This window comes from Achromobacter anxifer, assembly GCF_903652925.1.
Classification (GTDB): Bacteria; Pseudomonadota; Gammaproteobacteria; order Burkholderiales; family Burkholderiaceae_B; genus Achromobacter; species Achromobacter anxifer.
The window spans coordinates 673,299-696,798 of record NZ_CAHLAR010000001.1; the positions used below are offsets into that span (position 1 = coordinate 673,299).

Below are 23,500 nucleotides of genomic sequence, written 5' to 3' on the forward strand. Positions count from 1 at the left end.
GATGAAGCCCCTCATTAAAACCACAGACCTGTACCTGGCCTTCGGCGGCGTGGTGGCCGCCGACAACATCAACTTCGAACTGCACGAGGGCGAGCGCCTGGCGGTGATCGGACAGAACGGCGCCGGCAAGACCACCTTCATCAACATCTGCACCGGTTATCTCGCGCCGTCCAAGGGCAAGGTCTATTTCGACGGCCGCGACGTCACGGCGATGGCGCCGCGCAAGATCGTGCGGTTGGGCCTGGGCCGTTCGTTCCAGCTGCCGCAGCTGTTCACCGAGCACACGGTGCGCCAATGCGTGCAGATCGCCGCAGCGCGGCGCAACAAGGAGCTGAGCTGGTTCCGCTCGCTGGAAAGCACCATAGACGAGAAGGAAGTCGACGCCACGCTGGACCTGGTCGGCCTGCTGCCGGAGGCCGACGAGATTTCCATCGGGCTGCCCGAAGGCAAGCGCAAGCTGCTGGACGTGGCGATGGCGCTGGCCCTGCGGCCCAAGCTCCTGATCATGGACGAGCCCACCAGCGGCGTGGCCTCGGAGGACAAGTTCGGCCTGATGGAAACCGTGATGCGCGCGCTGGACGAGCGCCGCGTGACCAGCTGGTTCGTCGAGCACGACGTGGACATCGTGTCGCGCTATGCCACGCGGGTCGCGGCCTGGATTTCGGGCAAGGTGGCCGCGGACGGCACGCCCGAGGAAGTCTTGAACAACGCGCAGATCAAAAGCGAAGTGCTGGGGGCCTGAAACCATGCTGAACCTATCGGGCGTCAATGTAGACCTGGCTGGCAACCGCATCCTGCGGGATGTCAGCGCCAGCTTCGAGCCTTCCAAGACCATCGGTATCGTCGGCCGCAACGGCGCGGGCAAGACCACGCTGTTGCGCACCATCATGGGCCTGACCCGGATCAAGTCCGGCAGGATCGCCTTCGATGGCACCGACCTGACCGCGTTGCCGGGACACCGGCGGGCGGCCCTGAAAGTGGGTTATGCGCCCGAGGACCGCGTGATCTTCCCCACCATGACCGTGGAAGAGAACCTGCACCTGCCTTGCGAGGTACAGGGCCAATCCCGGGCCGAGATCGAGGCGCGCGTCGCCACGGTGCTCAAGGTGGTGCCGCAGCTGGAACCCATGCTCAAGCGTTCCGGGTCAGCGCTGTCCGGCGGCCAGGGCAAGATGGTGGCGCTGGCGCGCGCCGTCATGGTGGGCACGCGTCTGCTGATGCTGGACGAACCCTTCCAGGGACTCGCGCCCAAGCTGGCGCGCGACTACACCGAAGCCCTGGCGCGCCTGAAAGAGCTGCAGCCCGACTTGTGCGTGGTGATCACCGAATCCAACGTCAAGCTGCTGGGCGACATCCCCGACCAGATATGGACGATCGAGCGCGGCTCGATCACGCTGAACTGATTCAACGGAGACATACATGACGCAGATGATCATCGACGGCCGCCAGGTCGACGCGGCCGACGGCCGCAGCATCGAGGTGGTTTCGCCGGTAGACGGCAAGGTGTTCACCACCATCCCCCGCGGCCAGCAGGCCGACGTGGACGCGGCGGTGCGGGCGGCGCGCGGCGCGCTGGACGGCGGCTGGGGCAGCATGACGGCGCTGGAGCGCGGCCGGCTGCTGTTGCGCCTGGGCGAAAGCGTGCTGGCCCACCACGAAGAACTGGCGCAGCTGGAATCGCGCGACACCGGCAAGCCCATGTCCACCGCGCGCGCCGACATCACGGTGCTGGCGCGCTACTTCGAGTTCTATGGCGGCGCGGCCGACAAGGTGCACGGCCAGACCATTCCCTTCCAGAAGGACTATTCGGTCCAGCTGATCCGCGAGCCGTTGGGCGTCACCGCCCACATCATCCCGTGGAACTATCCCGCGCAGATGTTCGGCCGTAGCGTGGCGCCGGCCCTGGCGATGGGCAACGCCAGCGTGGTCAAGCCAGCCGAGGATGCCTGCCTGTCCATCATCCGCGTGGCCGAGCTGGCGCTGGAAGTCGGCTTTCCGGCCGGCGCGCTGAACATCGTGACGGGCCTGGGCGAAGAGGCTGGCGCCAGCCTGTCGCACCATCCGGATATCAACTTCATCACCTTCACGGGCTCCAACGAGGTCGGCGTGCTGATCCAGCAAGCGGCTGCGGTCAACGCGGTCAAGTGCGTGCTGGAGCTGGGCGGAAAATCCGCGCACATCGTGTTCGACGACGCCCGCTACAAGCTGGCCATCCCGGCCATCGTCAAGGGCATCGTCCACAACACCGGCCAGACCTGCACCGCCGGCAGCCGCCTGCTGGTGCAGAAGGGCATCTATGCGGACTTCATGAAGGCGCTGGCCGAGGAATTCTCCAAGGTGCGCGCGGGTACGCCGGACATGGACCTGACCTGCGGCCCGGTAGTCAACAAGGCGCAGTACGACCGCGTCAACCGCTACATCGCCAAGGGTTTGGCCGACGGGCTCAAGGTGGTGGCGGAAGGAGCCATCGCCGATGGCGTGCCGGAGGGCGGCTACTTCGTCAAGCCGACCCTGTTCAGCGCGGCCACCCACGACAGCGATCTGCTGACCCAGGAAATCTTCGGACCGGTGCTGGTGGCGCTGCCGTTCGATACCGAGGCCGACGCCATCAGGCTGGCCAATGCCACCGAATACGGCCTGCTGGGCGCGGTCTGGACCGAGAACGGCGGCCGCCAGCAGCGCGTGGCGCGCGGCATCAAATGCGGCCAGGTCTACATCAACGGCTTTGGCGCGGGCGGCGGCGTGGAGCTGCCGTTCGGCGGCGTGAAGAAGAGCGGGCACGGCCGCGAGAAGGGCTTCGTCGCCCTGGAAGAAATGAGCACGACCAAGACGCTTATCCAGTACTACGGCGAATGATCGCCAGATTATCCGGAGACAATTCATGAGTCAGTTGCAAGGCAAGGTCGCCATCGTCACGGGCGGGGGCAGCGGTTTCGGCGAGGGCATCGTCAAGCTGTACGCCAAGGAAGGCGCCCGTGTGGTCATCGCCGACATCAACAAGGAGGCGGCCGACCGCGTGGCCGGAGAGGTTGGCGCGGCCGCATTGGCCGTGAAGGCCGACGTCTCCAGCCGCGCCGACGTCGACAACACGGTGCGCGCCTGCCTGGAGCAGTTCGGCTCCGTCGACATCTTGGTCAACAACGCCGCCATCACCCACAAGAACCAGCCTATGCTGGACGTGGACGAGGCCATGTTCGACCGCATGTTCGACATCAACGTGAAGTCCATCTATCACATGGCGCAGGCCGTGGTGCCTGTCATGCGCAAGCAGAAGCGCGGCGTGATCCTGAACGTGGGCTCCACCGCGGGCATCCGTCCGCGTCCGGGACTCAGCTGGTACAACGCGTCCAAAGGCGCGGTCAATGTGCTGTCCAAGTCCATGGCGGTGGAGCTGGGGCCCGACGGCATCCGCGTCAACGCGATCTGCCCGGTGATGGGCATCACCGGCATGTTCGAGCTGTTCATGGGCCTGCCCGACACGCCCGAGAACCGCGCCAAGTTCGTGTCGACGATTCCGCTGGGCCGCTTCTGCCAGCCTTCGGACGTGGCGGCGGCCGCGCTGTTCCTGGCCAGCGACGCCGCCGAGTTCATTACGGGCGTCGAGTTCCCGGTGGACGGCGGCCGCACGGTCTAGCCTGCCGCGCCCGGGTGCGCCCGGGCGTTTCTTCCTTTTTCTGTGGATGACTGGCGTATGAAAATCAGAGCGGCGCTGTTGAGGGAAGTCGGGGTCGAAGGCCCCTATGCCCAGACCCGGCCATTGAGCATTGCCGAGATCGAACTGGATCCGCCCGGCACGGGCGAGGTGCTGGTCCGCATCAAGGCGGCGGGCCTGTGCCATTCGGACCTGTCGGTCATCAATGGCGACCGGCCGCGCGGCGTGCCCATCGTGCTGGGCCACGAGTCTTCCGGGGAGGTGGTGGAAACCGGCCCCGGCGTGACCGACCTGAAGCCGGGCGACCACGTCGCCATGGTGTTCGTGCCCAGCTGCGGCTGCTGCAATCCCTGCATGGAAGGCCGGCCGGCCCTGTGCGAGCCGGGCGCCGCGGCCAATACCAAGGGCACCTTGCTGGGCGGCGAACGCCGCCTGCACATCGGCGACGAATACATCAATCACCACACCGGCGTATCCTGCTTCGCGGAATACGCGGTGGTGTCGCGGCGCTCCTGCGTCAAGGTCAACGTGGAACTGAGCCACCGCGAGGCCGCGCTGTTCGGCTGCGCGGTGTTGACGGGCGCGGGCGCGGTGCTGAACCGGGCCCGCATCAAGGCGGGCGACACCGCCGCCATCGTCGGCCTGGGCGGGGTGGGGCTGAGCGCCTTGCTGGCCGCCGTGGCGGCCGGCGCGCGCCGCGTGGTGGCGGTAGACCTCAGCGACGAGAAGCTGGCGCTGGCCAGGGAGCTGGGCGCGACGCATGTGGTCAATCCCAGGCAAGTGAAGTCGGACGACGACCTCTATGACCTGGCCGGCGGCCGGGTGGACTATGGCTTCGACATGGCGGGCGCGGTGCCGGCCTTCGAGACCGCCTACAAGCTGACCCGCCGCGGCGGCGCCACCGTCACGTCGGGCCTGCCCAATCCCAAGTTCAGCTTCCCCCTGTCGCTGTCGCAGATGGTGGGCGAGGAGCGCGAGATCCGGGGCAGTTACCTGGGTTCCGGCGTGCCGGCCATCGACATCAGCCGCTACATCGACCTGTACAAGGCGGGCCGGCTGCCGGTCGACCGCATGATGGGCAAATCGTTTTCGCTGGACCAGATCAACGAGGGGTTCGATCACCTCGCAACCGGCGGCAGCCTGCGCGACGCCATCGTTTTCTAAGGGCACAGACCCGTACCTACACTGGAGACAAGACCATGAAGACTTCTAGACTGGCGGCGCTGCTGGGCGCCACCCTGCTGTCGGGATTCGCGGCGCTGGCAGGCGCGGCGGACAAGCCCAAGGAACTGAACATCGGGATTTCGACCTATCTGTCGGGCTCGGCGTCGGTGTTCGGCGTTCCTGCGCGCGACGCCGCCGAAATCCTGATCCAGGACATCAATGCCAACGGCGGCATCGACGGCGTGAAGCTGGTGCCCAGCTACATCGATGAAGGCGGCGGCGGCGAGAAACTGCTGTCCGAATACCGCCGCCTGGCCGAAGGCGGCACGCGAGTCATGCTGTCGGCCATCTCCAGCGGCCACTGCAACATCGTCGCGCCGGTGGCGGAAGACCTGAAGGTGCTGAACGTGCTGTGGGACTGCGGCACCGAGAAGGCGCTGGAAGGCAAGAAGTACAAGTACGTGGTGCGTACGCAGGCCAACGCCACCACCGAAATGGTTGCCCAGGTGCTGTACCTGATGAAGGTCAAGCCGGATTTCAAGACCATCGCCATCGTCAACCAGGACTACGCCTGGGGCCGCGATTCGCGCGACATCTTCCTGGCCGCGCTGAAGAAGTTCAAGCCTGACGTCAAGGTCGTGGCCGAGATGTTCCCCAAGTTCGGCGCGGCCGACTTTTCCACCGAGATCAGCCGTCTGCAGGCCCTGCGTCCCGACGTCATCGTCTCCACTTCGTGGGGCGGCGACCTGGACAACTTCGTGCGCCAGGCCTCGCAGCGCAATCTGTTCAAGAACTCGACCTTCGTGCTGTCGCTGGCCGAAAGCTCGCTGGAACGCCTGGGCAACGCGCTGCCGGAAGGCGTGTACGTGGGCGCCCGCGGCGACCACTACTTCCTGCATCCGGAAACCAAGGACGATCCGCAGCACCAGGCCTTCGTGAAGAAGTTCCACGACAAGACCGGCGCCTATCCGATCTACTCGGTCTATCACATGGTGCAGGCGATCCAGGGCCTGAAGGCGGGCTACGAGAAGGCCATCAAGGACAACGGCGGCGCCTGGCCCAGCCCGGAGCAGGTGGCGGCGGCCATGCATGACGTGACCTTCAAGGGCTACGGCCGCGAGGTGCAGATGCACCGCGCCGACGGCCAGGGCCTGGAAGCGCAGCTGTTTGGCGTGACCAAGAAGAGCGACAAGTATCCGTTCAAGGTGCTGGCCGACATCACGATCGTCCCCGCCGAACTGGTGACGCCGGGCGTGTCGGACACGTCCATGGAATGGATCGAGAAGAGCCTGACGCCCGATGTCCTGAAGAGCGATCAGATCAAGGTGTACTCGAACTGAGCAAGCAGGCTGTAGCTGGCGTTGCCCCGGCAGGATATCGCCGGGGCTTTTTTTTCGGATTGGGTCTGCGGCTGCCCGGCGCGGCGGCTCAGGCCGCGGCTTCCAGCAGCACGCAGTCGCGGCCATTGAGCTTGGCCTTGTAAAGCAATTCGTCGGCGCGGCGGGACAGCCCATCCAGCGCCGCGGCGTCGAAACCCCGGGCATAGGCGACGCCGAAGCTCGCGGTCATGCTGAAATGCGTGCCGTCGCCGTCGCCGGCGCTGATCCGCGTGGCCGATATGTTCAGGCGCATGCGCTCGGCGATGTCCAGCGCGCGTTCGGGGCTGCTGCCGCGGCACAGCACCGCGAACTCCTCGCCGCCCACGCGCGCGACCACGTCCGATTGCCGGAAGGTCTTGCGGCAGAGTTCAGCCACGATCTTGAGCGCTTCGTCACCCGTGGCGTGGCCATGGGTGTCGTTGATGGACTTGAAGTGGTCGATGTCGAACAGGATGAAGGCCAGGCCCGAGTCGGTGTCGCGCAGGTCGCCAAGCGTGGCTTCCAGGCGCTTTTCAAAGGCGCGCCGGTTCAGCAAGCCGGTCAGGAAGTCGGTCTCGGCCATCACCGCCAGATCCTGGATCAGGCGGTCGCGCTCCTGTTCCAGCTTGCGCAATTCGGCGGCATTGTCGTTCAGCACGTTCAAGGCCTTGAACATGCCGTTGACTTCGCCGCGGTACTTGTCGACCGGAATCCGGGGAACCTCGCCGCCCTTGGCGATCGCGTCGATGATGTCGGTGGCCTGGACGAAGGGGCCGATGACGCGCTTGCGGAACATGCTCAGGCCGAGAATGAGCGCAGCAGTGAGCATGGCGGCCGCGGCCAGGGTGGTGAGCAGGACTCGGATCGCGGCGGCGCGGCTTTCGCCGATGCGCCGTTCGACCTGGCTGAGCATGAGGTCGCGGAAGCGCGAGATCGATTGCATCAGCGGCACGTAGTTGGCGCCCAGCTCATACATGGACACCAGGGATTCTTCGGAGGACAGCTCCGCCATGGCCCGCACGCTGTCGATGTAGTTCAGGCCATCGCCGAAATACTGTTGTTGCAGGCCGCGGTAGGCGGCCGAGGTGGAGTTGCGCGGCATGCTGGCGATATTCGCCTCGATCAGCGCGCGCAGCTCGTCGATGCGGCCGATCACGCGCTCGATGCGCAGCTGGTCGTTGTTGGTGAGCGTGCGGCGCTTGGTCAGCGCGGGCGCGAAGGTGGAGCCCAGCAGCCCGGCCTGTTCGCGCAGTTCGCCGGCCAGCAAGGCCAAGGTCAGCAGGTCGAAATCTTCGCTCTGGTTCCGGGCTACCAGGCCGATGCCGTCGGACATCGCCGCGCGCAGTTCCGGCACCAGCGCGACCATGTCGCCGACCACGGTCCACAGGTTGAAGCCCGAGACGCTGGCGCGGGGCGTGGCGATCGCTTCGTCGGCGCTGGCTCGCGCGTCCAGCAGGGACTGGCGGATGCGCTGGAGGTTGGTGAATTCCCGGGCGCCATTGGGATTGAGCGGGGCGCGGTACAGGGCGAGCAGGTCGGCAAGTTGCGCATTGGTGCGCAGGCGGGCGTCTTCCAGCGAGCGCAGGATGCTCTTGGGGACCGGCAGGTCGGAGCCCAGCGCCGCGTTCATGGGGCCGCGTTCGGCGGATACCGCTTCCATCGTCATCAAGGTCGTGCGGACCACGATGAAGCCTTGCATTGCGTCGTCGGTGGAGGTCAGGGAACGCCAGTTCTGTTGCACCACGATGGCGGTCAGCATGGAGACAGGCAGCGCTACGCCCGCAGCCAGCGTGAGGAAATACCTCTCCAGGGATTTAAGAGCGAAGACATTGCGGAACATGCGAAAACATAGGCTCGGGACAATGACTGGTGGCCGGAGATTACTTGAAATGGACCGTAGCCAGCATTGTTTTCCCGCACGATTCCGACGGATGGAAGTTTGTATCGCATTAAGTCGTTATGTCTCATTTCCGAGCGCATTGCGTCACTCTGTTGCGGCCTCTTTTGTCGGGAGACGACAGGTATTTCACGGCTTGGCGGCAGGGAGTTTTTCCAGCGCGTCCTTGAAGTCCGGATACTCCTTCAGGAACTCCTGGCTGCGCGCAAAGCGCTTCAGCAGCCTGTCGTCGACCGTCAGGTTCAGCACCGTCGCGTGGTCCCACAGCCGGGGCCGTTTCTTCACGTGGATCAGCACCTTGTCGGTGAATTCCCGGTAGGAGTCGTGCGGCTCGCATTGTTCGTAGTCGGTGGCGACGCGCTGGGCCATGCCGGCCTCCAGGCCGGCGGCGCGGGCCTTTTCCTGCAGCCATGAAGCGGGCAGCGTCTGCAGGCTGCCGTCGCGGTAGCCGCCGCCCACGTCCGAGTGCGCGCCGATGAACCAGCGTTGCTCGACGGGACGGTCGGGCGGGCGCGGCTCGGAGTTGGCCAGGCGGGTCCACAGGGTGGGGAAGTAGGGCTCGCGGTACTCGTTGGTGGCGATGGCGTGATAGGCGTGGTGGACGTGGTTGCTGAGTTCGGTGTCGTGGAAGTGATAGAAGCTGGAGAAGCCGGGAAAGGGTATGCCGCCCACCGGTATGCCCAGCGCGCCGACCGTGTCCCACACGCCGACGAAATGCACGTCGGTCTCGCGCGAGAACCGGTCGCGGAAGGTGGTGGCCTCCAGCGACGCGGGAGGGCTGTCGTCGCGATAGAGCGAGTAGGCCTCGGCCACGTTGGCATCGGTGGGATCGTTGAGCAGGCCGCATTTGCGGACCATGCCGGCCAGGCTGCGGGCGGAATAGGCGCCGCGGCTGAAGCCGAACAGGAAAATGCGGTCCAGCGGCTCCTGGCGCTGGCACAGCCAGCGGTAGCCCGTGCGTATGTTGGCCGACAGGCCGGCGCCGAAGGCTCCGCCGGCGAACTTGTCGATCGCGGCCCACAGGCCCTGGCCTTGCGTGCCAACGCCTTCGATGTAGAGGGTTTCCTGCGTGGAGGTCTCGGGCGCCGCCTTGTAGAGCTCGTAGACGTTGGTGCGGTCGTTGGGTTCGTTCCAGGTCCCGTCGAAGAATACGGCTAGATTCTTCACCATGATCTTTCTCCACAGATTGAGTCTTGCGATGAATCTGCTTGCTGCATGGCCCGCATCCTGCGCGACGTAAGCTAGCACGCCGCGCAAGATGCGCCGGGGGCGTGGTTTCCCTGCTGCATGGGCATACACAGCACTTCTGACTAGTCATTTGGTAGCAATCCAGCGCGCACGCTGGATCCGCCGGCGGCGCACGCGCAGGGGGAAGCCTGAACTACATCGAAAGTCGCAATCCAGGCCGCCGGGGAGCGCGTTGGCGGCGGGGCCCCGCTTGGGGTATGTTGCGGGCTGCGCGGCTTGGGGCCGCATACGAAAGATTGAGAACATGCACACCGGACGCCTCGCCATACTTGGCGCATTGCACGAAGAAATCGCCGACCTGCTCGCGGCGATGGATCCGGGCGCGGTCATACATCGTGTCGCCATGCGCGACTTCCACGTCGGCACCTTGTGGGGCACGCCCTGCGTGATCGCGCTGAGCCGGATCGGCAAGGTGGCCGCGGCCGCGACGGCGTCCATCGTCATCCAGGAATTCCAGGCCTCACGCGTGATCTTCACGGGCTTGGCGGGCGGCCTGCATCCAGACGTGGCGGTGGGCGACGTGGTGGTCGCCAGCGCGCTGATGCAGCACGACATGGATGCGCGCCCCTTGTTCCCGCAGCATGAAATCCCTTTGCTGGGACGCGAGGACTTCGCTGCGGATCCCGTCCTGAGCGCACGCCTGCTGGACAGCGCCGGACAATTCGCGCGCGGCCATGCGGGCTTGCCGGCGGGGCAGGGCGCGCGCCGGCCGAAGGTGCATCACGGCCTGATCGCCACCGGCGACGTCTTCGTCAACGACAACGACTACGCGCACCGGCTGCGCCAACGCCTGCCCGAGGCGCTATGCCTGGAGATGGAGGGCGGGGCGATGGCGCAGGTCTGCTACGAGTTCGGCGTTCCGTTCGCGGTGCTGCGCGTGATCTCGGATCAGGCCGACCATGCCGCCAAGACGGATTTCACCGATTTCCTGGTGAACCTGGCGCGGGTCTACACCGCGGGGGTCCTGGCACCCTTGTTGCAATCCGGCGCGTTCCGGCAGGATTGAGGGCCGCGGCGCTCAGGGGCCGGTGTCGGGATAGTTGGGGCCGGGGTCGCTGAACCCGCCGCTGCTATAGGGATTGACCGCGCCCGGATGAGGCGGGCCGCCTTCGCCCGGCGCGCAGCCAGCCAGGAGCATGGCCGTAGCCAGAAGCGTAAGCAGGCGGGTCAGAGCGGATTTCATGATGGTCTCCTGCACGGGCTCCGAGGCAGGGTTTGCCTCGTGTCCATGTTGCTCATTTTACGCTCCGGGGAGGGCGCTGCGCCGGGTCTTGTCCTTGGCCACGGGGATGGAGCAGCGCTTCTGGTAGGCGCTCGCCGCGGCGGAATTCGCCGGCTGGAAGTAGGGATGCGGATAGCGCGCCTCGCGCAGCGCCTCGTACATGCGCTGGCCCCACACGCATTGCGCCTGTGCCTGGTCCCACAGGCGCGTGGCTTGCCCGCGTTGGCCGTGGCGCCACAGCGCCAGGCCGTAGTCGGCCACGATTTCCTCGTTGCGCGGGATCTCGCGGTAGGACAGCTTCATCAGCGCCAGGCCGCCGTCGACATCGCCCCTCAGGGCCAGGATCCAGCCCAGCGTGCCCTGGTTGTAGGGGCCGGCCCCAAGGGTGTCGATCGACTGGCGCGCCTGGGCCTCGGCTTCGGCCAGATGCTCGGGAAAATCCGCCAGGAAGTAGGCGATGTCGTTGTGCCAGTCGGGCTCGTCGTCCGCCTGCGGCGCCTGGGCCTGCCGGCGCTGCAGCTCGCGGGCGTCGGCCAGGGCTTGCGCCGGCATGCCCAGCAGGCGCTCCAGCTTGTAGCGCTCCTGCAGCGTTTCCTGCTCCAGGGGCTTGGGCGGTTCGGCCGCGGGCTGCACGCGAGTGCGTTCCAGCCATTGCCGCGCCAGGTCGTTGCGGCCGGACATCAGCAGCAGGTTGGCCATGTCCAGTTGATGCTGCGGCTGCCCGGTGCAAGTCGCGGCGTCCACCAGCCGCAGCGCGCCCTCGGCGTCGCCCTGGTTGAACTTGCGGTTGATGGCGTCCAGCTCGTCGAAGCACTCGCGGTCCTCGGTCGCGGTCGCTTCGAGGGAGATCGACAGCGTGCCTGCCGGCAGGCTGTGGCTGAAGTACGCGGTGTTGCCCTGGGCGTCGCTGTAGCCCAGGTCCGCCCAGCGCTCGCCCCAGCGCACGCGCATGGTGGTGAGGTAGGGCCGGCCTTTTAGCGGCGCCTGGTCCCAGCTCGATTGCAGCTGGAACACCTGGCCCCAGGGGCCGTCGCCGATGCGCCGGATCAGGGTGTAGTCCCGGGCGGCGTGCGGCTCGCGTGTCCAGATCCAGGCGCTGCGGCCCAGCGCGTCGGTGACGCCGTGCACGATGCCGTCGTGGTCGGGCGTGCCCTCGATGGAATGCTCCTTGGCCGTGAGGAACAGGCGGTAGGGCATGTTGGGTGCGAGGGCGTCGCCGCGATCATTTTCCAGCCGCAGGACCAGGTAGCGGCCATGCTCGCCCTTGCCGTATTGAGGCATGCCCTGGGGCGGCGCGGCGGGTGTGCTGCGGGTGGTGGTCTTGCGGGGCGCGGCGTTGTTCATGGCGTAGGCGGGCGAGGCTGCCTGCGCGGGCATCGCCAGCGCAAGCGCGAGAGCGAGCGCGCCGGGCAACAACGGAGGGGACAACCTGGATTGCGGGAGCGTCATGGGTGCTGCTTGATGTCTCGGCGGTGGGGCCCTTCGGGCCAGGCGGCCATTCTCTCAGAGAACCGGCGCGTACTGCGGGGATACAGGCCATGTCGCGGGCCGGGAGATAGAGTCGATGCGGCGCGCGCCATCCTATGGCATGCTCGCGCACGTCCATCCGCTGCTTCAAGCGGCGCACTCCCGTTCCACAATGCCGAAACTGATCCTGCGTATCTGCGATTTCCTGCTGCTGTCCGCGGCCGCCGCGCTGTTTGGCGCCTGCCTGACTTCGGTGCTGAAGACCGGGGCCTATGGCTGGTTGCTGCCGGACGCGCCCTACACGTACGAGCCGCAAGATTTCTACGTCGATGCGGCCATGGCGGGGCTGCTGGGCCTGCTGGTGTTGATCCTGGCCGAGCGCGTGGGGCGCGTGCGCCGGTCGGCGCCGTGGCGGGCGGCGGCGACCCTGCTCGCCGCGCTGGTGGCGTTATACGCCGCGCCGCCCGATCCCCGGGTGTTCGGCAATACCTGGGCGCCGGGCGAGGCCACGATGGAATTGTTCGTGGAACAGCTGCACATGGTGCTGCCCATCGCGTTCGCGGTGCTGGCGTTGCGGTGGGGGCTGTGGCGCCTTTGCGCGCCGTCCGCCGCGTAGCGGCCTGGGGCGGTCGCGCGGCTGCGGGCGCAATGCCCGCGCCTAGCCTTGCTCCAGCCGGTAGAACTGCTGGCTGGCGATCAGCGTGGCGCCGCAGGACGTCTTCATGCCTTCCAGCGCCGTGCGCCGGTCCGAGCTGACGGCGGCCGCGCCTTCGACGATGGTGTGCGTGCCGCTGCACTTGGGGCAGGTGACGCGGTCGCCCAGGCGGGCCATGGGCTGGCCGAAGATCATCACCGTTTCGTCGCCCGTGACGACCACGCCGCCGTGGGAGGTGCGGTCGCCCTTGCGTATCACCGATAGCTGCGCCATGACTGCCTGTTGCCCTGTCAGATTTGTTATGTGTGCTTACAGATAGGTGCCATCCGGGGCCTGCCGCGGCGTGCCGATGACGAAGCTGCCGTCGGGCGCCATGCGCACCGGACCGTCGCCGCCGAGGTAGCGGCCGTCGGGCGCGCGCTGCGGCTTGCCGGCCACATAGGTGCCGTCGGGGGCGCGCGTGATGGGGCCGCCGTCGCCGACGTAGCTGCCGTCGGGGCAGCGGCGCGGCTTGCCAATGATGAAGCTGCCGTCGGGCATCATGTGGAATGACTTGTTCATCGCGGTTCCTTTTCTGGGGAACCCGCATGATATCCAGGGTCCGTGATGCGTTTTGTAATAGGACGTGTCATCTTCAAACGCAACGTCGTTACAGATATGGGAGGATCGGTCCTCTTCTCGCCGCCGCCGTAGCGCGGCGTTTGCGATCCTGCCATCCGACCAGACTTATATGAGCGATATCGACACACTGCTGCAGCCCATTCCGGGCGACGCGCCTTGTGGCGACGACATGGTGTTTTCCGCCGAGTTCGACGCCATCCGCGAAGCCCGCCGCCACGATGATCCGAACCTGGACCAGGGCGACTGGGTCATCGACATCAAGGAGGCCGACTGGCCCGAGGCCATCCGCATCTGCACAACGGTGCTGCGCGACCGCAGCAAGGACGTGCGGGTGGCGGCCTGGCTGGCCGAGGCCTGGGCCAAGACGCGCGGCTTCGCCGGCCTGCGCGACGGCTACCTGCTGGTGGACGGCCTGTGCCGCAATTACTGGGACGGCCTGCATCCGGTGCCGGACGAAGGCGACGTGCAGCAGCGCGTGGGCAACCTGGCCTGGCTGCTGTCGCGGTCGCAGCAGCTGATCCGCGAATTGCCGCTGACGCAGTCCGAGGGCGGGCGCTATGGCGCGGCCTTGTGGGACAGCGCCACGCACCTGGCCAACGCCGTCAAGCGCGCGCCCCAGAACGCCGCCGAGATCACGCGCGGCAAGCTCACGCTGGACCAGTTCGACGCCGCGCGCCGCGACACACCGCCGGCCTTCTATTCCGAACTGGAAGGCAATCTGCAAGGCTGCTTTGCGGCGCTGGACACGCTGGAGCAGACGCTGGCCGAGCGCCTGGGCGATGACGGCCCGGCCTTTACGCCGGTGCGCGAAGCCCTGCGCGATGTGACCGAACTGACCCGCCGCTTCGCCCGCGACGCCGGCTTGCTGGTGCGCGCCGACACGGCCCCGCCGGCCGCCGTGGCGCCCGTTGCGGCGCCTTCCCCCACACGCCTGGAGCCGACCTTGCCCGCCGCCGAGCCCGTATCCGCCGCGCCCGCGCGCGGCCCGCTGCAGACCCGCGATCAGGCCCTGGCGCAACTGCGCGAAGTGGCGGAATTCTTCCGCCGCACCGAGCCTCACAGCCCGGTGGCCTATCTGGCCGACAAGGCTGCCAGCTGGGGCGAGATGTCGCTGCACCTGTGGCTGCGCACCGTCCTCAAGAACAACGATGCCCTGTCGGGCCTGGAAGAGCTGCTGGGCGTGCCCAAGCCGCCGGACAGCAACGGCTGAGCGCCGCTTGAGCCAGCGCCGGCCCGTGAGGGCCGGCCTGCAATTCAGCGGCTGGCGCGGAACTCGATGCGGCGGTTCTTGGCGCGGCCTTCCGCGGTGGCGTTGGTGGCCACCGGCTGGTCGGGCCCGGCTCCCAGCGTCTCGAAGCGCGCGGGCGGCAAGCCCTTGTCCACCAGATAGGCCCTGACCGCGTCCGCGCGCGCCTGGCTCAGCGCCAGGTTGGTGCTGCGGCTGCCGGAGCTGTCGGTGTGGCCGATGATCTGCACCTTGTCGCTGTGCAGCTTGGGCACCACGTCCGCCACCTTGTCCAGCAGTTCGCGTCCGCGCGCCGTCAGCGTGGCGCTGCCGGTCTCGAATTCCACCACGCGGTTGGTCAGGACCTGGTCGAGCAGTCCCTGTTCATCCTTGCTGGCCGATACGCGCAGCCCGTTGACGATCTTGTAGGTGGGGTTGAGCGAGGTCGCGAAGGCGCTGGCGATCTGCTGGCGCGAGGCTTCGTTCTGCACCTCGCCGCGCAGGCGGATCTGGGTGCCGTCGATTTCCAGCTGGCCGCGATTGATCTGTTTCAGCGGTTGGCCGATGAGCTTGCCGACGTGTTCGGACCAGTTCGGCGGCGCGACCACGCCGCCCACGTCGATCTGGTCGATCACATTGCCCACGCCGTACACCTGCTGCAGCCGAGCCAGCACGTCGGCCTTGGTGGCCTCGTCCGGCACGGCGCCGCTGGCCACGACCTGGCCGGGCTGGGGGATGACATTGGCGGGCACCACCGTGGCCGCGTCCTGGGCCGCCGCCGAAAAGGCGCACAGCGCCGCCATGAGCATGAAGGAAAGGCGCATGGTCAGGCTCCGGTAAAGACTTCGAGAAAGGTGTCCAGCGCCAGGCGCAGGGACAGCCGCGGCTGGTCCAGATAGCTGGACAGCTTGGCCAGGCCGTGGCTGGCCGACACGTGGTTGCGGACCCAGGGCGCGTCCTCCAGCACGATGTGCTGGTCGGCATACGCCTGCGGCGTGGACAGCAGGCTGGCCAGCGTCTGCGGCGAGGCGCCGCGGAAATCCACCGCAAGCCGGTGCTTGCCGGCGATGCGGCCGATGAAGATGGTGATCTCGAAGTCCGCGCGCGACAGGAAGGGCGAGATCAGGGCCATCCAGTAGGCGGCCACCAGGTTGATGTAGAGCGGATCGTCCGGCAGCGGCAGCGACAGGCCCTTGTCCAGCTGCGAGGAGCCGCTGGACATCACCGGCTCCAGCAGGATGCCCAGCGCCAGGATGATGTCGTGCACGCGCGCGGCGTGGCCATTGCCGCGCAGCATCGCTTCCAGCCGTTCCAGGGTCTGCAGGTCGACGAAGGCGTCGAAGCCGTCGTCGGCCGCCGTGCGGATCTCGCCTTCCAGCTCGTTGAGCGTCTGCAGCGCCGAGGCCGGGTCGCTGTCATGCATCAACACTGCGGCGGCGCCGCTCATGCGGTTCCACATGCGGCTGAAGGCGATGGGGCTGCGGGCGATGAAGGCCAGCGGCTTCTGCACTTCCACCGAGGTGGCGGACAGGAACGGATAGCGGCGGCCCGACAGATCCTGGCTGGGTTGCAGATGCCCCGCGATGGCCAGCTTGCCGCGCGATCCCAGGATGGCGAACGGCATGGGTTCGGCCTCGTCGTACAGCGCCTTCCAGTGCGGCTCCTGCGCCAGCATCTCCATGGTGTCGGCGACCCAGGCGTCCAGCGTGGCCATCAGCTGCGGATGCGACGTGTTCTTCACGAAATCGCCGCGGCTGGGGATCTTGCCGAAGTAGGCCGTGCGGAACAAGGGGGACTGCGGGTTGCTCATTGCGGCGCTCCGGGTTGCGTCTGGGCGGAGGATTCGGGAGAAGCGCCGACCACGGACGAGGGCAGGCGCAGGTTGCGCAGGCCCTGGCTGCCGCCGGGCTCGCTGCCGCCGGCGCCGGGCGCCTGGGCGTTGCTGATGATGCGCAGCTTCACCGGCACCGTCACGTTGGACTTGCCCCAGCTCATGTTGAAGCTGCCGTCGGGGTTGGCGGTGCGCTGGGCGGTGGAGATCAGGCGCTCCAGGCCAAAGCGGCCCGGTTCGTTGACGATCTCGACCACGCTGCCGTCGAAGGTGGTGGCGGTGATGCGCGCGCCGGGCGCGCCCTGGGCGTTGGGCCACACGAAATTGACCCATTGCGGCGGGGTATTGCGGTAGCGCAACTGCTGCCCGTCGATCTCGATGGTGTACTCCGTCACGCCGGAAGCCGGCTTGGGCTGGATCTGGAACAGCGTCTGCGGCTGGCTGGCCGCGCCGCTGCCCGCCGCGCCGCCCGAGAGCGGCGCCACCCACTGCGCGAAGTTGGCGGTGAAGGTGGGTTGCAGGCTCACGCCCATGTCGCCCCAGGTGCGCGCCGTCAGGATGTCGCCGCGCCGCACGGTCAGCGGGCCCAGCGTGTCGTTGACGTACTTGGCGATGCTGCCTTGCGGGCCGAACACCTGGCCGATCTCATCGCTGCTGGCCTCGACGCTGGCGCGGCTGGCAAAGGGATACTTCTCCGCCAGGGTCTGGTTGAACGGCCGGTAGACCTGCGCGTTCCAGACTTTGTTCAGCTCGGACTCCGCCGGCTGCATGGTCACGGCGTAGGCCTGGATCAGCGGGCGCACCAGCAGCGGGCGCAAGGTCTCGCGCTGCGTCGCGGACATGCCGGCCAGCATCTGCTCGTCCACCAGCTTCAGCGCGTCGGCCAGTTCCGAGTCCTTGCCTTCCAGCGTCTGGCGCATCAGCGTCAGCGCGCCGGGGCCGGGATCGCCCTGGTTGTTCAGCAGGTTGAAGCGGGTGCGGATCTTCGACAGCGCGCCCATGTAGTTGCCCAGCAACGACTGGTTGTCGCGCGTCACCACCAGGCGGGCGACGTCGGAGAACTCGCGGCCCACCGGGCCCATGGGTATCGCCTCGCCGTTGGCGGCGGTGGCGGGCGCCGCGGAAGGCGGCGTCTGGCGCAGGATCACGCGCTTGAACCAGCCGACCACGCCGCTCTGCGCCTGCTGCAGCCCGGCGTTGATCAGCGAGGGATTGTCCCAGGAGGTCTGCTCATACGTGGTGTTGATGAGCTTGGCGATGGGCGAGGTCTGCGGATCGCCCAGGCGGTTCATCGCGCCGACCGACTGGTCGAAGCTGGTGAAGGGCTTGATCGTCACGCCGCGCAGGAACTTCTGCCATTCCTCGGCGTACTCGGTCTTGTACATCGCCGCCAGGCTCTTCTGGATCTGTTCGGGGCTGCCTTCCAGGGTCAGGTCGTCGCGGGCGTTCACGCCCAGCACCCAGTCGCTGGTCTGCACTTCCTTCTTGGCGGCCTCGCTGATGGCGGGCTGGATGTACTGCTCCCACGCCTCGCGGGTGAAGGTGCCGGGGATGGCATAGCTGCCGGCGACGACGCCGGCGTCGTTCTCGCCGACGATGCGCGCCACCGTCATGGCCTGGAAGCGGGTGGCGGCGCGGGCCTTGAGCGTGGCGTAGGCGCGTTCGCGCGCCGGCATGCCCTGCATCACGGCGCGCAGGCTGCCGCGGGTCTTCTCGACCAGCGCCAGGTTGGTGTCGATCTGCGGCCAGCCCTGGTCCTGCGCGCGGCCGACGTAGAACGAGATCAGGCGTTCGGCGCTGCGGATCAGCTGGTCGCGCGGCATGGCGCCGCGGTTGGTCTCCAGCCAGCCGCGCCAGAAGCGCGTGATCTGGTCGGACAGATGCGTCGGGTCGACGTGCTGGTGATTGGCCATCATCAGGTACGTCTTGAGCGCGTTATAGGCGTCGTCCGCGTTGGTGGGCGAGGCGTCCTGGAACAGGGTGTCGCCGTTCGCGGCATGCGTGGCGCGGGCCTGTTGCGGCGCCGGCTGCGGCGCGCCGCCGGCGGCCGCGGCGGCCGAGATGTCGACCTTGGCCAGGAAGTCCTCCAGGCTGGTCTTCACGGGCGCCAGCATGAACTGGCGCGCGCCGTTGTAGTACTCGGCCAGCAGGCGCTCCTTCAGCACGTCGCCCTGGTACAGGCCCAGGCCCAGCGACCACGGCCGGCTGGAAGAGTAGCGGTCCAGCTGTTCGATGCGGTCCTGCAGGATCTCCATGGCTTCCAGGCGGCTTTGCAGGTCGGTGCGTTCGCTCTGCAGCCGCACCACCTTGTCCAGGTCGGCCTGCACGTTTTGCGCCAGCTGGCGGTTGCCCAGGTACGACCAGCTCCAACCGCCCAGCACCAGGCCCAGCGCCAGCACCAGGCCGAAGAAGGCCAGGTAGCGCATGCGGGTCTTGGCGGGACTGGCGTGCTGGCGCACCAGCTTCTTGTCCGCGAAGATCACGCTGGAGAACAGGTCGCGCAGGAAGAAGCCGTTGTTCGAGGTCACGCTGCGCGTCTGCGCGCGCGCCGCGGGGCGCAGCTCGAAACGCTCGGCCAGCTTCTCGGTGGAGGTACTCTGCGTGATGCCTTCCTGCAGCGCGCTGGTGAAGTAAAAGCCGCGGAACACCGGCTTGTACTGGAACGGATTGGTCTCGAACAGCGTCGACAGGAAGGTGCGCAGCGCCGGTTTGATGCCGGCGAATTCCAGCGGGAACGTCAAGAGGCCCGGCGGCAGGTCGCGGCTGTTGCGCAGCGAGATCTGCGCCGTGCCCATTTCCTTCAAGCCTTCGTACAGTTCGTCGAAGCGGCTGTCGAACAGGGCCAGCACATCGCGGTTTTCCTCGGCGCCGTAGGGCAGGGTCGCGCCCCACACGCGGTCGCGCTCGCTCTGGTCGCTGTCGGAGAAGAATTCGCTGAAGCCCGAGATCAGGTCGGCCTTGGTGAAGATGATGTAGACCGGCGCGAACACTTCCAGGCGGTCGGTCAGTTCCTGCACGCGCTGGCGCAGGTTCTTGGCCAGGTTGATCGCGAACTCGGGCCCGGCGCCCATCAATTCGTCGATGCTGGCGGCCACGATGATGCCGTTGATCGGCGCCTTGGGACGATGCCGCTTGAGCAGGTCCAGGAAGCCCATCCATTCGTTGCGGTCCTCTTCATGCACCGAATAGCGCCCGGCCGTATCCAGCAGGATGCCTTCGGTGGTGAAGAACCAGTCGCAGTTGCGCGTGCCGCCCACGCCGCGCACCGCCGCGCCGTTCTTGTCGGCGAAGGGGAACTGCAGGCCGGAATTGATCACGGCGCTGCTCTTGCCGGCGGCGGGGTTGCCGATGACGATGTACCAGGGCAGCTCGTACAGGGCCTCGTTGCCCGAGGTCTGGCCGATCTTCGAGGTCTTGATGGTGCGCACCGCCTGCACCAGCCGCGTGCGCAGCGCCTCCACATCGTTGCGGTTGGCGGCGGCCGCGCCCGTCTGCACCTGCTGTTCCAGCATGTCGCCCAGGTTCTTGTTGGCCTTGCGCGTGCGCCGCCGGCGCCACAGATAGGCGCACAGCCACAGCAGCAGGCAGACGCCCAGGGCGATGCCGGCCCAGGCCAGGCCGAGTTCGACCGTGTCGGCGAACAGGAACAGGAATATCACCAGGGCGACCAGCCCGAGCGCCATGAAGGTGCGCGGGTTGGCCAGCACGCGCGAGGACCAATGTCGGCCTTCGCTGATGGCGCGGGATGTGCCGGAGAGGAGATCGGATGGACTGCGCATGGTTATGGGCTATGTTCTTGTGGGTCAGGCGGGGAGAGATTCGGAGGAAGACACCAGCACCAGCGTCCGCAGCGCGGGGTCCTGGGTCATGAGAGCGAGCACGGGCGCGCCGGCTTGCGCGCAGGCGGCGCCGGCGACGGCCACGGTCAGCAGATGCGCGGCGGCGCCGGTATGGCCGCAGCCGGAACCGACCGCGAGGCAGTCCTGGTTGGGGTCCAGCGCCGGAAACAGCTCCGAAGCCAGGCCCGCGGTTTCCAGCGGGCGGCTGCCCCGGTGGTCGGCGTCGCTGACCAGCGCGGCGATGGCGTCGGCGGGCTGGCCATGTTGTTCGAGGAATTGCGTGGCCAACTCGGTCAGCCGGGGTTCATGGCGCGCGCCGCGCGAGTCGGCGCCGACCGCGCGCGGCGCCTGCGCCGACAAGGTCAGGGACAGCGCGCTTTCGGCGGGCGCAGGCGTGGCGCCGGGGGCGGGGGGAGCCAGGTCCAGCAACAGGCCGGCCGCGGCTTCCCCGGGAACCCGGCCCTGCGGGTTGGTATTGGACATGAGGGTGCCGGCCGCGTCCCACTCCTGGACCCGCGCGGCGTCGATGTAGGAATCGGCCACGGCGACCAGGCGCAGCGTGGCGCTGCGCGCGGTCAACGGCTCCTGCGCCAGCTGGCGCAGCAGGCTGTCGCAGGCGAGCGCGCCTTGCGCCGCATGCAGGCGCTGGATGGTGCGGCTGGCGGGCCATGCCGCGGCCGCGAGCGCCTGGCTCGCGGCATGGTCGCGCACGGCGTCGGGCCAGTCCGCGGGCAGCAGCAGTTCCAGCTGCAGTTGCGGCCAGGCGTCATCGCGTTGCGGTTCGCCCTGGCTCAGCACGATGCCGCGCGCTTCCCGCGACAGCGCTTCCACCACTTCCGCCAGCAGGGCGGCGGCGCGCAAGCGCTCTTCGTCCAGCGCCGCGGCGGGCGCGCCGGCCTCGCGCGCCGCGGCGCGCAAGGCATCGGTGTCGAGTTGCGGCGCGCGGGCGCTGAAGACCGGAAAGCCCTGCACGTTCTTGAAGGACGGGTCCAGGTCGGGACGTTGCTGCGCGGCCAGCGCGGCGTGGATGGCGGCGGGCTCGCTACCCATGGCGGCGCTGGCCGCGCTGGCCAGCAGCCGCAGGCTTGCGGCCTCGGGAGCGGGTTCGGCGGTCTGGGCGGCAGCGTCCTGCGCGGGCTGTGCAGGCGCGGCGCGGGCCTCGCGGCGCGCCCGCACGATGCGCGCGCCGCCCCATATGGCAGCGATCAGCGCCAGCGGCAGCGCAAACAGATAGAGGCCGATGTCCACACCCGTGGGCAGCGTGCGCGACTCCTGCCACCAGATGATGACGGCAAGCCAGACCACGCCGAAGACGAGGGCCAGCAACAGCCCGGTTTTGAGGATGCGGCTCATGAATGCGGTCCGACAGTTTCTGGGTTGATCATTGCGCGGCTCCGCCGCCGCGCTGCAGGACGCCGGGCCGGCGCAATTCGGTGTGGCCGAAGTCCATCATCTTCCAGCGGCCGCCCCAGGTCAGACCGACGCGCTCGGCGGTCTCGCCAAACAGTTCGTAGCCGCGCATGGCCCAGGGATCCTTCTCGGACACCACCACCTTGCCCTCGCGCAGGAAGGCGCTGTCGGCGGCCAGGCCGAACTGGTGATAGCTCTGGTAGGCGCCGGCATTGGTCACGTGAGTGCCCATCTTGGCCAGGTCGGCCTGCCGCTCGGGGCTGCGATAGCCTTCGATCAGCACCATTTCATAGCCGTGCTCCTCGCGCATCACGCGGTACGCGGCCAGCAGGCGCTGGCGGTAATCGGCGTCCAGCAGATTCCAGTCGCGGCTAGCGCCGCCCAGGTTCGGACGCACCAATTCCACCTCGCGCGTGGTGAAGGCTTCGGGCGGCAGCGGGGGCGGCGGAACCAGTCTTTCGCCGGTCAATAGCGCCTGGATGCGAGGGTCCGGACCTGCCGTCCGATCCTCGTAAAAAAATGTGTGATTGTGTCGCATGACGAAAGCGAAAAGTGACGGAAGCAACACCACCAGCAAGCCCGCGGCGATGTGCCAGCGGTATGCGGCAAATGCGCCGCCGGCCTTTCCGAAGCCTGCGCGCACGACCTGCGCGGAGCCGCCGACGGCCTCTCCGGCCTGACCCGCGCCGCGCGCCATTCCCCGCCGTATTCCCTGTGCGAGCGCGCGCGCGCCCCGCGCCGTAGCCTCCCGCAGAGAGGGGAAGACGAGCAGCGCGGACACGCCTATGGCGATCAGGAAATACAGGGGCAGCAGGAGCAGCAAGGAGGTCCCTCGGTTACGAAGGCGTAATCTTTTGTTCTATTCAGGATTCAGGCAAGCGCTTGGACGTTGCAAAACGCGTCTGTGGCTTAGAACTCGTAACAAGAAACGATGATGCGGAAGAACTCATCGGGTATTCTCGAACCCCTTGGTTACAGGGGTGCAAACCGCCCCTGCAGACACGGGACTTCGCATGACAGAAGACGAAAAAAGATCGCGATCACCGACCTCCGTTCCCAGTTTGCTCGCAGGCCGCTCACCGTCTCCGGATGAGCGCGCGGCGTCGCGCATCCTGGCCGCCCTGGAAGGCCGCGTGCCCGATGCGGAGGTCAAGCACCTGGCGCCCAAGCGCCGTTCCCGTTTGCCGCTGGCATTGCTGCTGCTGTTGCTGACCGGCGCCGCGGGCGCTGTGTTGTACAGCGTGTTCGATGCGCCTGCCTTGCCCGTGGTGGCGGAGTCCGGCGCGCCGGCGGCGCAAGCGCAGCAGCCCGCTGCCTCGGCTCCTGCGCCCGTGGCGGTCGCGCGCGCGCCCGAAGCCGAAGCGCCGCCTTCTGCCGCGGCCATCATCGAAGACCACCCGCTGGCGCAGCTGACGCGTCCGGATGCCGATGCGGACCGTGTGCCGGAGAACCCCTTGTCGGCGCTGGCTGTCACCGCCGCGCCGCCGCAGCCGCGCGCTGCATTGCAAGCCCAGACCCAGGCGCCCGCGCCGGCCGCCGCGCCCAAGGCCGGCGGACCCGCGGCACAGCACGCGGAGCATGCCGCCAACAGCGCGCGCGCCGCCGCGTCGCGGGCCGCGCCCAAGGGCGGCAAGACGCCCAGCAACGACTCCGACGCGGCGTTGCTTGCGGCGCTGATGTCCTACGGGCTGCCGCCCGCTTCGCCGCCCGGGACCAAGGTCTACAAGAACGATGGCGTCTTCGTCCGCGAACTGCCGGGCTCGCCCCTGACCGCGCGCCTGGAGCAGTGCCGCAAGCTGGGGTTCCTGGAAAGCGAGCAATGCCGCTTGCGGGTTTGCTCGGGCTATTGGGGTACCGCGCCCGAATGCCCCAATCCGCAAGCCAACGTCGAACCCTGAGTCTTCAGAGAAG

21 protein-coding genes are annotated in these 23,500 nt (G+C 67.7%); 10 read left to right on the forward strand and 11 right to left on the reverse strand.

Going from position 1 to position 23,500, the window contains the following annotated elements; all coding sequences use genetic code 11:
• The first annotated feature begins 1 nt into the window (after nucleotide 1).
• The 6 genes from HWY37_RS03110 to HWY37_RS03135 are packed head-to-tail and all read left to right on the forward strand — an operon-like array spanning nucleotide 2 to nucleotide 6,156.
• Complete coding sequence (locus HWY37_RS03110; protein WP_175207569.1) at nucleotides 2-742, forward strand: ABC transporter ATP-binding protein; 741 nt, start codon at nucleotides 2-4, stop codon at nucleotides 740-742.
• A gap of 4 nt (nucleotides 743-746) precedes the next feature.
• Entirely contained in the window at nucleotides 747-1,403 is a 657-nt protein-coding gene (locus HWY37_RS03115) for an ABC transporter ATP-binding protein (RefSeq protein WP_175207568.1), read from the forward strand.
• A 16-nt stretch (nucleotides 1,404-1,419) separates the two neighbouring features.
• Entirely contained in the window at nucleotides 1,420-2,856 is a 1,437-nt protein-coding gene (locus HWY37_RS03120; protein ID WP_176087842.1) for an aldehyde dehydrogenase family protein, read from the forward strand.
• Between the two features lie 25 nt (nucleotides 2,857-2,881).
• Nucleotides 2,882-3,634, forward strand: a complete 753-nt coding sequence (locus tag HWY37_RS03125) for a glucose 1-dehydrogenase (protein WP_176087843.1) — start codon at nucleotides 2,882-2,884, stop codon at nucleotides 3,632-3,634.
• A gap of 57 nt (nucleotides 3,635-3,691) precedes the next feature.
• Nucleotides 3,692-4,816 carry a zinc-dependent alcohol dehydrogenase family protein gene (locus HWY37_RS03130; RefSeq protein WP_175207565.1) on the forward strand — a complete coding sequence of 375 codons (1,125 nt, stop codon included), beginning with the start codon at nucleotides 3,692-3,694 and terminating at the stop codon, nucleotides 4,814-4,816.
• A 35-nt stretch (nucleotides 4,817-4,851) separates the two neighbouring features.
• Nucleotides 4,852-6,156, forward strand: a complete 1,305-nt coding sequence (locus HWY37_RS03135) for an ABC transporter substrate-binding protein (protein ID WP_175207564.1) — start codon at nucleotides 4,852-4,854, stop codon at nucleotides 6,154-6,156.
• 88 nt (nucleotides 6,157-6,244) lie between these two features.
• Here the strand turns inward: HWY37_RS03135 and HWY37_RS03140 are convergent, their stop codons facing one another.
• Together HWY37_RS03140 and HWY37_RS03145 are read right to left on the reverse strand one after the other, a co-directional pair.
• Nucleotides 6,245-8,014: a GGDEF domain-containing protein gene (locus HWY37_RS03140; RefSeq protein WP_176087844.1), complete on the reverse strand. Its 1,770-nt coding sequence runs from the start codon at nucleotides 8,012-8,014 to the stop codon at nucleotides 6,245-6,247.
• Between the two features lie 186 nt (nucleotides 8,015-8,200).
• Nucleotides 8,201-9,241, reverse strand: coding sequence for a DUF2235 domain-containing protein (locus HWY37_RS03145; RefSeq protein ID WP_176087845.1), 1,041 nt, complete (start codon nucleotides 9,239-9,241; stop codon nucleotides 8,201-8,203).
• Nucleotides 9,242-9,563: 322 nt separating this feature from the next.
• Here HWY37_RS03145 and HWY37_RS03150 point away from each other — a divergent pair, with 322 nt between their 5' ends.
• Entirely contained in the window at nucleotides 9,564-10,325 is a 762-nt protein-coding gene (locus HWY37_RS03150; protein ID WP_176087846.1) for a 5'-methylthioadenosine/adenosylhomocysteine nucleosidase, read from the forward strand.
• Nucleotides 10,326-10,337: 12 nt separating this feature from the next.
• Here HWY37_RS03150 and HWY37_RS03155 read toward each other — a convergent pair whose 3' ends face one another.
• Together HWY37_RS03155 and HWY37_RS03160 are read right to left on the reverse strand one after the other, a co-directional pair.
• On the reverse strand, nucleotides 10,338-10,502 hold the full coding sequence (locus HWY37_RS03155) for a hypothetical protein (protein ID WP_175207560.1): 165 nt from the start codon (nucleotides 10,500-10,502) through the stop codon (nucleotides 10,338-10,340).
• Between the two features lie 57 nt (nucleotides 10,503-10,559).
• Nucleotides 10,560-11,990: a tetratricopeptide repeat protein gene (locus HWY37_RS03160; RefSeq protein ID WP_246302165.1), complete on the reverse strand. Its 1,431-nt coding sequence runs from the start codon at nucleotides 11,988-11,990 to the stop codon at nucleotides 10,560-10,562.
• Nucleotides 11,991-12,180: 190 nt separating this feature from the next.
• Between HWY37_RS03160 and HWY37_RS03165 the strand changes: the two genes are divergently transcribed.
• The gene (locus tag HWY37_RS03165; protein WP_175207559.1) at nucleotides 12,181-12,624 is read left to right on the forward strand and encodes a hypothetical protein; all 444 of its coding nucleotides are present in this window, start codon (nucleotides 12,181-12,183) and stop codon (nucleotides 12,622-12,624) included.
• A gap of 42 nt (nucleotides 12,625-12,666) precedes the next feature.
• Here the strand turns inward: HWY37_RS03165 and HWY37_RS03170 are convergent, their stop codons facing one another.
• Together HWY37_RS03170 and HWY37_RS03175 are read right to left on the reverse strand one after the other, a co-directional pair.
• Nucleotides 12,667-12,936: a PAAR domain-containing protein gene (locus HWY37_RS03170; protein WP_042795237.1), complete on the reverse strand. Its 270-nt coding sequence runs from the start codon at nucleotides 12,934-12,936 to the stop codon at nucleotides 12,667-12,669.
• 36 nt (nucleotides 12,937-12,972) lie between these two features.
• Entirely contained in the window at nucleotides 12,973-13,224 is a 252-nt protein-coding gene (locus HWY37_RS03175) for a hypothetical protein (protein ID WP_175207558.1), read from the reverse strand.
• Nucleotides 13,225-13,393: 169 nt separating this feature from the next.
• Here HWY37_RS03175 and tssA point away from each other — a divergent pair, with 169 nt between their 5' ends.
• Complete coding sequence (gene tssA, locus HWY37_RS03180; RefSeq protein WP_175207557.1) at nucleotides 13,394-14,494, forward strand: type VI secretion system protein TssA; 1,101 nt, start codon at nucleotides 13,394-13,396, stop codon at nucleotides 14,492-14,494.
• Nucleotides 14,495-14,538: 44 nt separating this feature from the next.
• On the opposite strand, the gene HWY37_RS03185 is transcribed toward tssA, so the two are convergent.
• The 5 genes from HWY37_RS03185 to HWY37_RS03205 all read right to left on the reverse strand — a co-directional run bounded on the left by HWY37_RS03185 (nucleotide 14,539) and on the right by HWY37_RS03205 (nucleotide 22,412).
• Nucleotides 14,539-15,333, reverse strand: a complete 795-nt coding sequence (locus tag HWY37_RS03185) for an OmpA family protein (protein WP_175207556.1) — start codon at nucleotides 15,331-15,333, stop codon at nucleotides 14,539-14,541.
• 2 nt (nucleotides 15,334-15,335) lie between these two features.
• Entirely contained in the window at nucleotides 15,336-16,319 is a 984-nt protein-coding gene (tagF, locus tag HWY37_RS03190; RefSeq protein WP_175207555.1) for a type VI secretion system-associated protein TagF, read from the reverse strand.
• On the reverse strand, nucleotides 16,316-20,023 hold the full coding sequence (gene tssM, locus HWY37_RS03195; RefSeq protein WP_175207635.1) for a type VI secretion system membrane subunit TssM: 3,708 nt from the start codon (nucleotides 20,021-20,023) through the stop codon (nucleotides 16,316-16,318). Before tssM ends, tagF begins: the two co-directional genes overlap by 4 nt.
• A gap of 120 nt (nucleotides 20,024-20,143) precedes the next feature.
• The gene (locus HWY37_RS03200) at nucleotides 20,144-21,532 is read right to left on the reverse strand and encodes a hypothetical protein (protein ID WP_175207554.1); all 1,389 of its coding nucleotides are present in this window, start codon (nucleotides 21,530-21,532) and stop codon (nucleotides 20,144-20,146) included.
• A gap of 28 nt (nucleotides 21,533-21,560) precedes the next feature.
• Complete coding sequence (locus HWY37_RS03205) at nucleotides 21,561-22,412, reverse strand: M15 family metallopeptidase (protein ID WP_175207553.1); 852 nt, start codon at nucleotides 22,410-22,412, stop codon at nucleotides 21,561-21,563.
• 310 nt (nucleotides 22,413-22,722) lie between these two features.
• Between HWY37_RS03205 and HWY37_RS03210 the strand changes: the two genes are divergently transcribed.
• Complete coding sequence (locus tag HWY37_RS03210; RefSeq protein WP_176087847.1) at nucleotides 22,723-23,487, forward strand: hypothetical protein; 765 nt, start codon at nucleotides 22,723-22,725, stop codon at nucleotides 23,485-23,487.
• Nucleotides 23,488-23,500 lie beyond the last annotated feature (13 nt).

Excerpts from the sequence above, each read along its gene's own strand:
- HWY37_RS03110 (WP_175207569.1), top strand. The coding sequence starts at position 2 with ATGAAGCCCCTCATTAAAACCACAGACCTGTACCTGGCCTTCGGCGGC.
- HWY37_RS03115 (WP_175207568.1), top strand. The coding sequence starts at position 747 with ATGCTGAACCTATCGGGCGTCAATGTAGACCTGGCTGGCAACCGCATC.
- HWY37_RS03120 (WP_176087842.1), top strand. The coding sequence starts at position 1,420 with ATGACGCAGATGATCATCGACGGCCGCCAGGTCGACGCGGCCGACGGC.
- HWY37_RS03125 (WP_176087843.1), top strand. The coding sequence starts at position 2,882 with ATGAGTCAGTTGCAAGGCAAGGTCGCCATCGTCACGGGCGGGGGCAGC.
- HWY37_RS03130 (WP_175207565.1), top strand. The coding sequence starts at position 3,692 with ATGAAAATCAGAGCGGCGCTGTTGAGGGAAGTCGGGGTCGAAGGCCCC.
- HWY37_RS03135 (WP_175207564.1), top strand. The coding sequence starts at position 4,852 with ATGAAGACTTCTAGACTGGCGGCGCTGCTGGGCGCCACCCTGCTGTCG.
- HWY37_RS03140 (WP_176087844.1), bottom strand. The coding sequence starts at position 8,014 with ATGTTCCGCAATGTCTTCGCTCTTAAATCCCTGGAGAGGTATTTCCTC.
- HWY37_RS03145 (WP_176087845.1), bottom strand. The coding sequence starts at position 9,241 with ATGGTGAAGAATCTAGCCGTATTCTTCGACGGGACCTGGAACGAACCC.
- HWY37_RS03150 (WP_176087846.1), top strand. The coding sequence starts at position 9,564 with ATGCACACCGGACGCCTCGCCATACTTGGCGCATTGCACGAAGAAATC.
- HWY37_RS03155 (WP_175207560.1), bottom strand. The coding sequence starts at position 10,502 with ATGAAATCCGCTCTGACCCGCCTGCTTACGCTTCTGGCTACGGCCATG.
- HWY37_RS03160 (WP_246302165.1), bottom strand. The coding sequence starts at position 11,990 with ATGACGCTCCCGCAATCCAGGTTGTCCCCTCCGTTGTTGCCCGGCGCG.
- HWY37_RS03165 (WP_175207559.1), top strand. The coding sequence starts at position 12,181 with ATGCCGAAACTGATCCTGCGTATCTGCGATTTCCTGCTGCTGTCCGCG.
- HWY37_RS03170 (WP_042795237.1), bottom strand. The coding sequence starts at position 12,936 with ATGGCGCAGCTATCGGTGATACGCAAGGGCGACCGCACCTCCCACGGC.
- HWY37_RS03175 (WP_175207558.1), bottom strand. The coding sequence starts at position 13,224 with ATGAACAAGTCATTCCACATGATGCCCGACGGCAGCTTCATCATTGGC.
- tssA (WP_175207557.1), top strand. The coding sequence starts at position 13,394 with ATGAGCGATATCGACACACTGCTGCAGCCCATTCCGGGCGACGCGCCT.
- HWY37_RS03185 (WP_175207556.1), bottom strand. The coding sequence starts at position 15,333 with ATGCGCCTTTCCTTCATGCTCATGGCGGCGCTGTGCGCCTTTTCGGCG.
- tagF (WP_175207555.1), bottom strand. The coding sequence starts at position 16,319 with ATGAGCAACCCGCAGTCCCCCTTGTTCCGCACGGCCTACTTCGGCAAG.
- tssM (WP_175207635.1), bottom strand. The coding sequence starts at position 20,023 with ATGGCGCTCGGGCTGGTCGCCCTGGTGATATTCCTGTTCCTGTTCGCC.
- HWY37_RS03200 (WP_175207554.1), bottom strand. The coding sequence starts at position 21,532 with ATGAGCCGCATCCTCAAAACCGGGCTGTTGCTGGCCCTCGTCTTCGGC.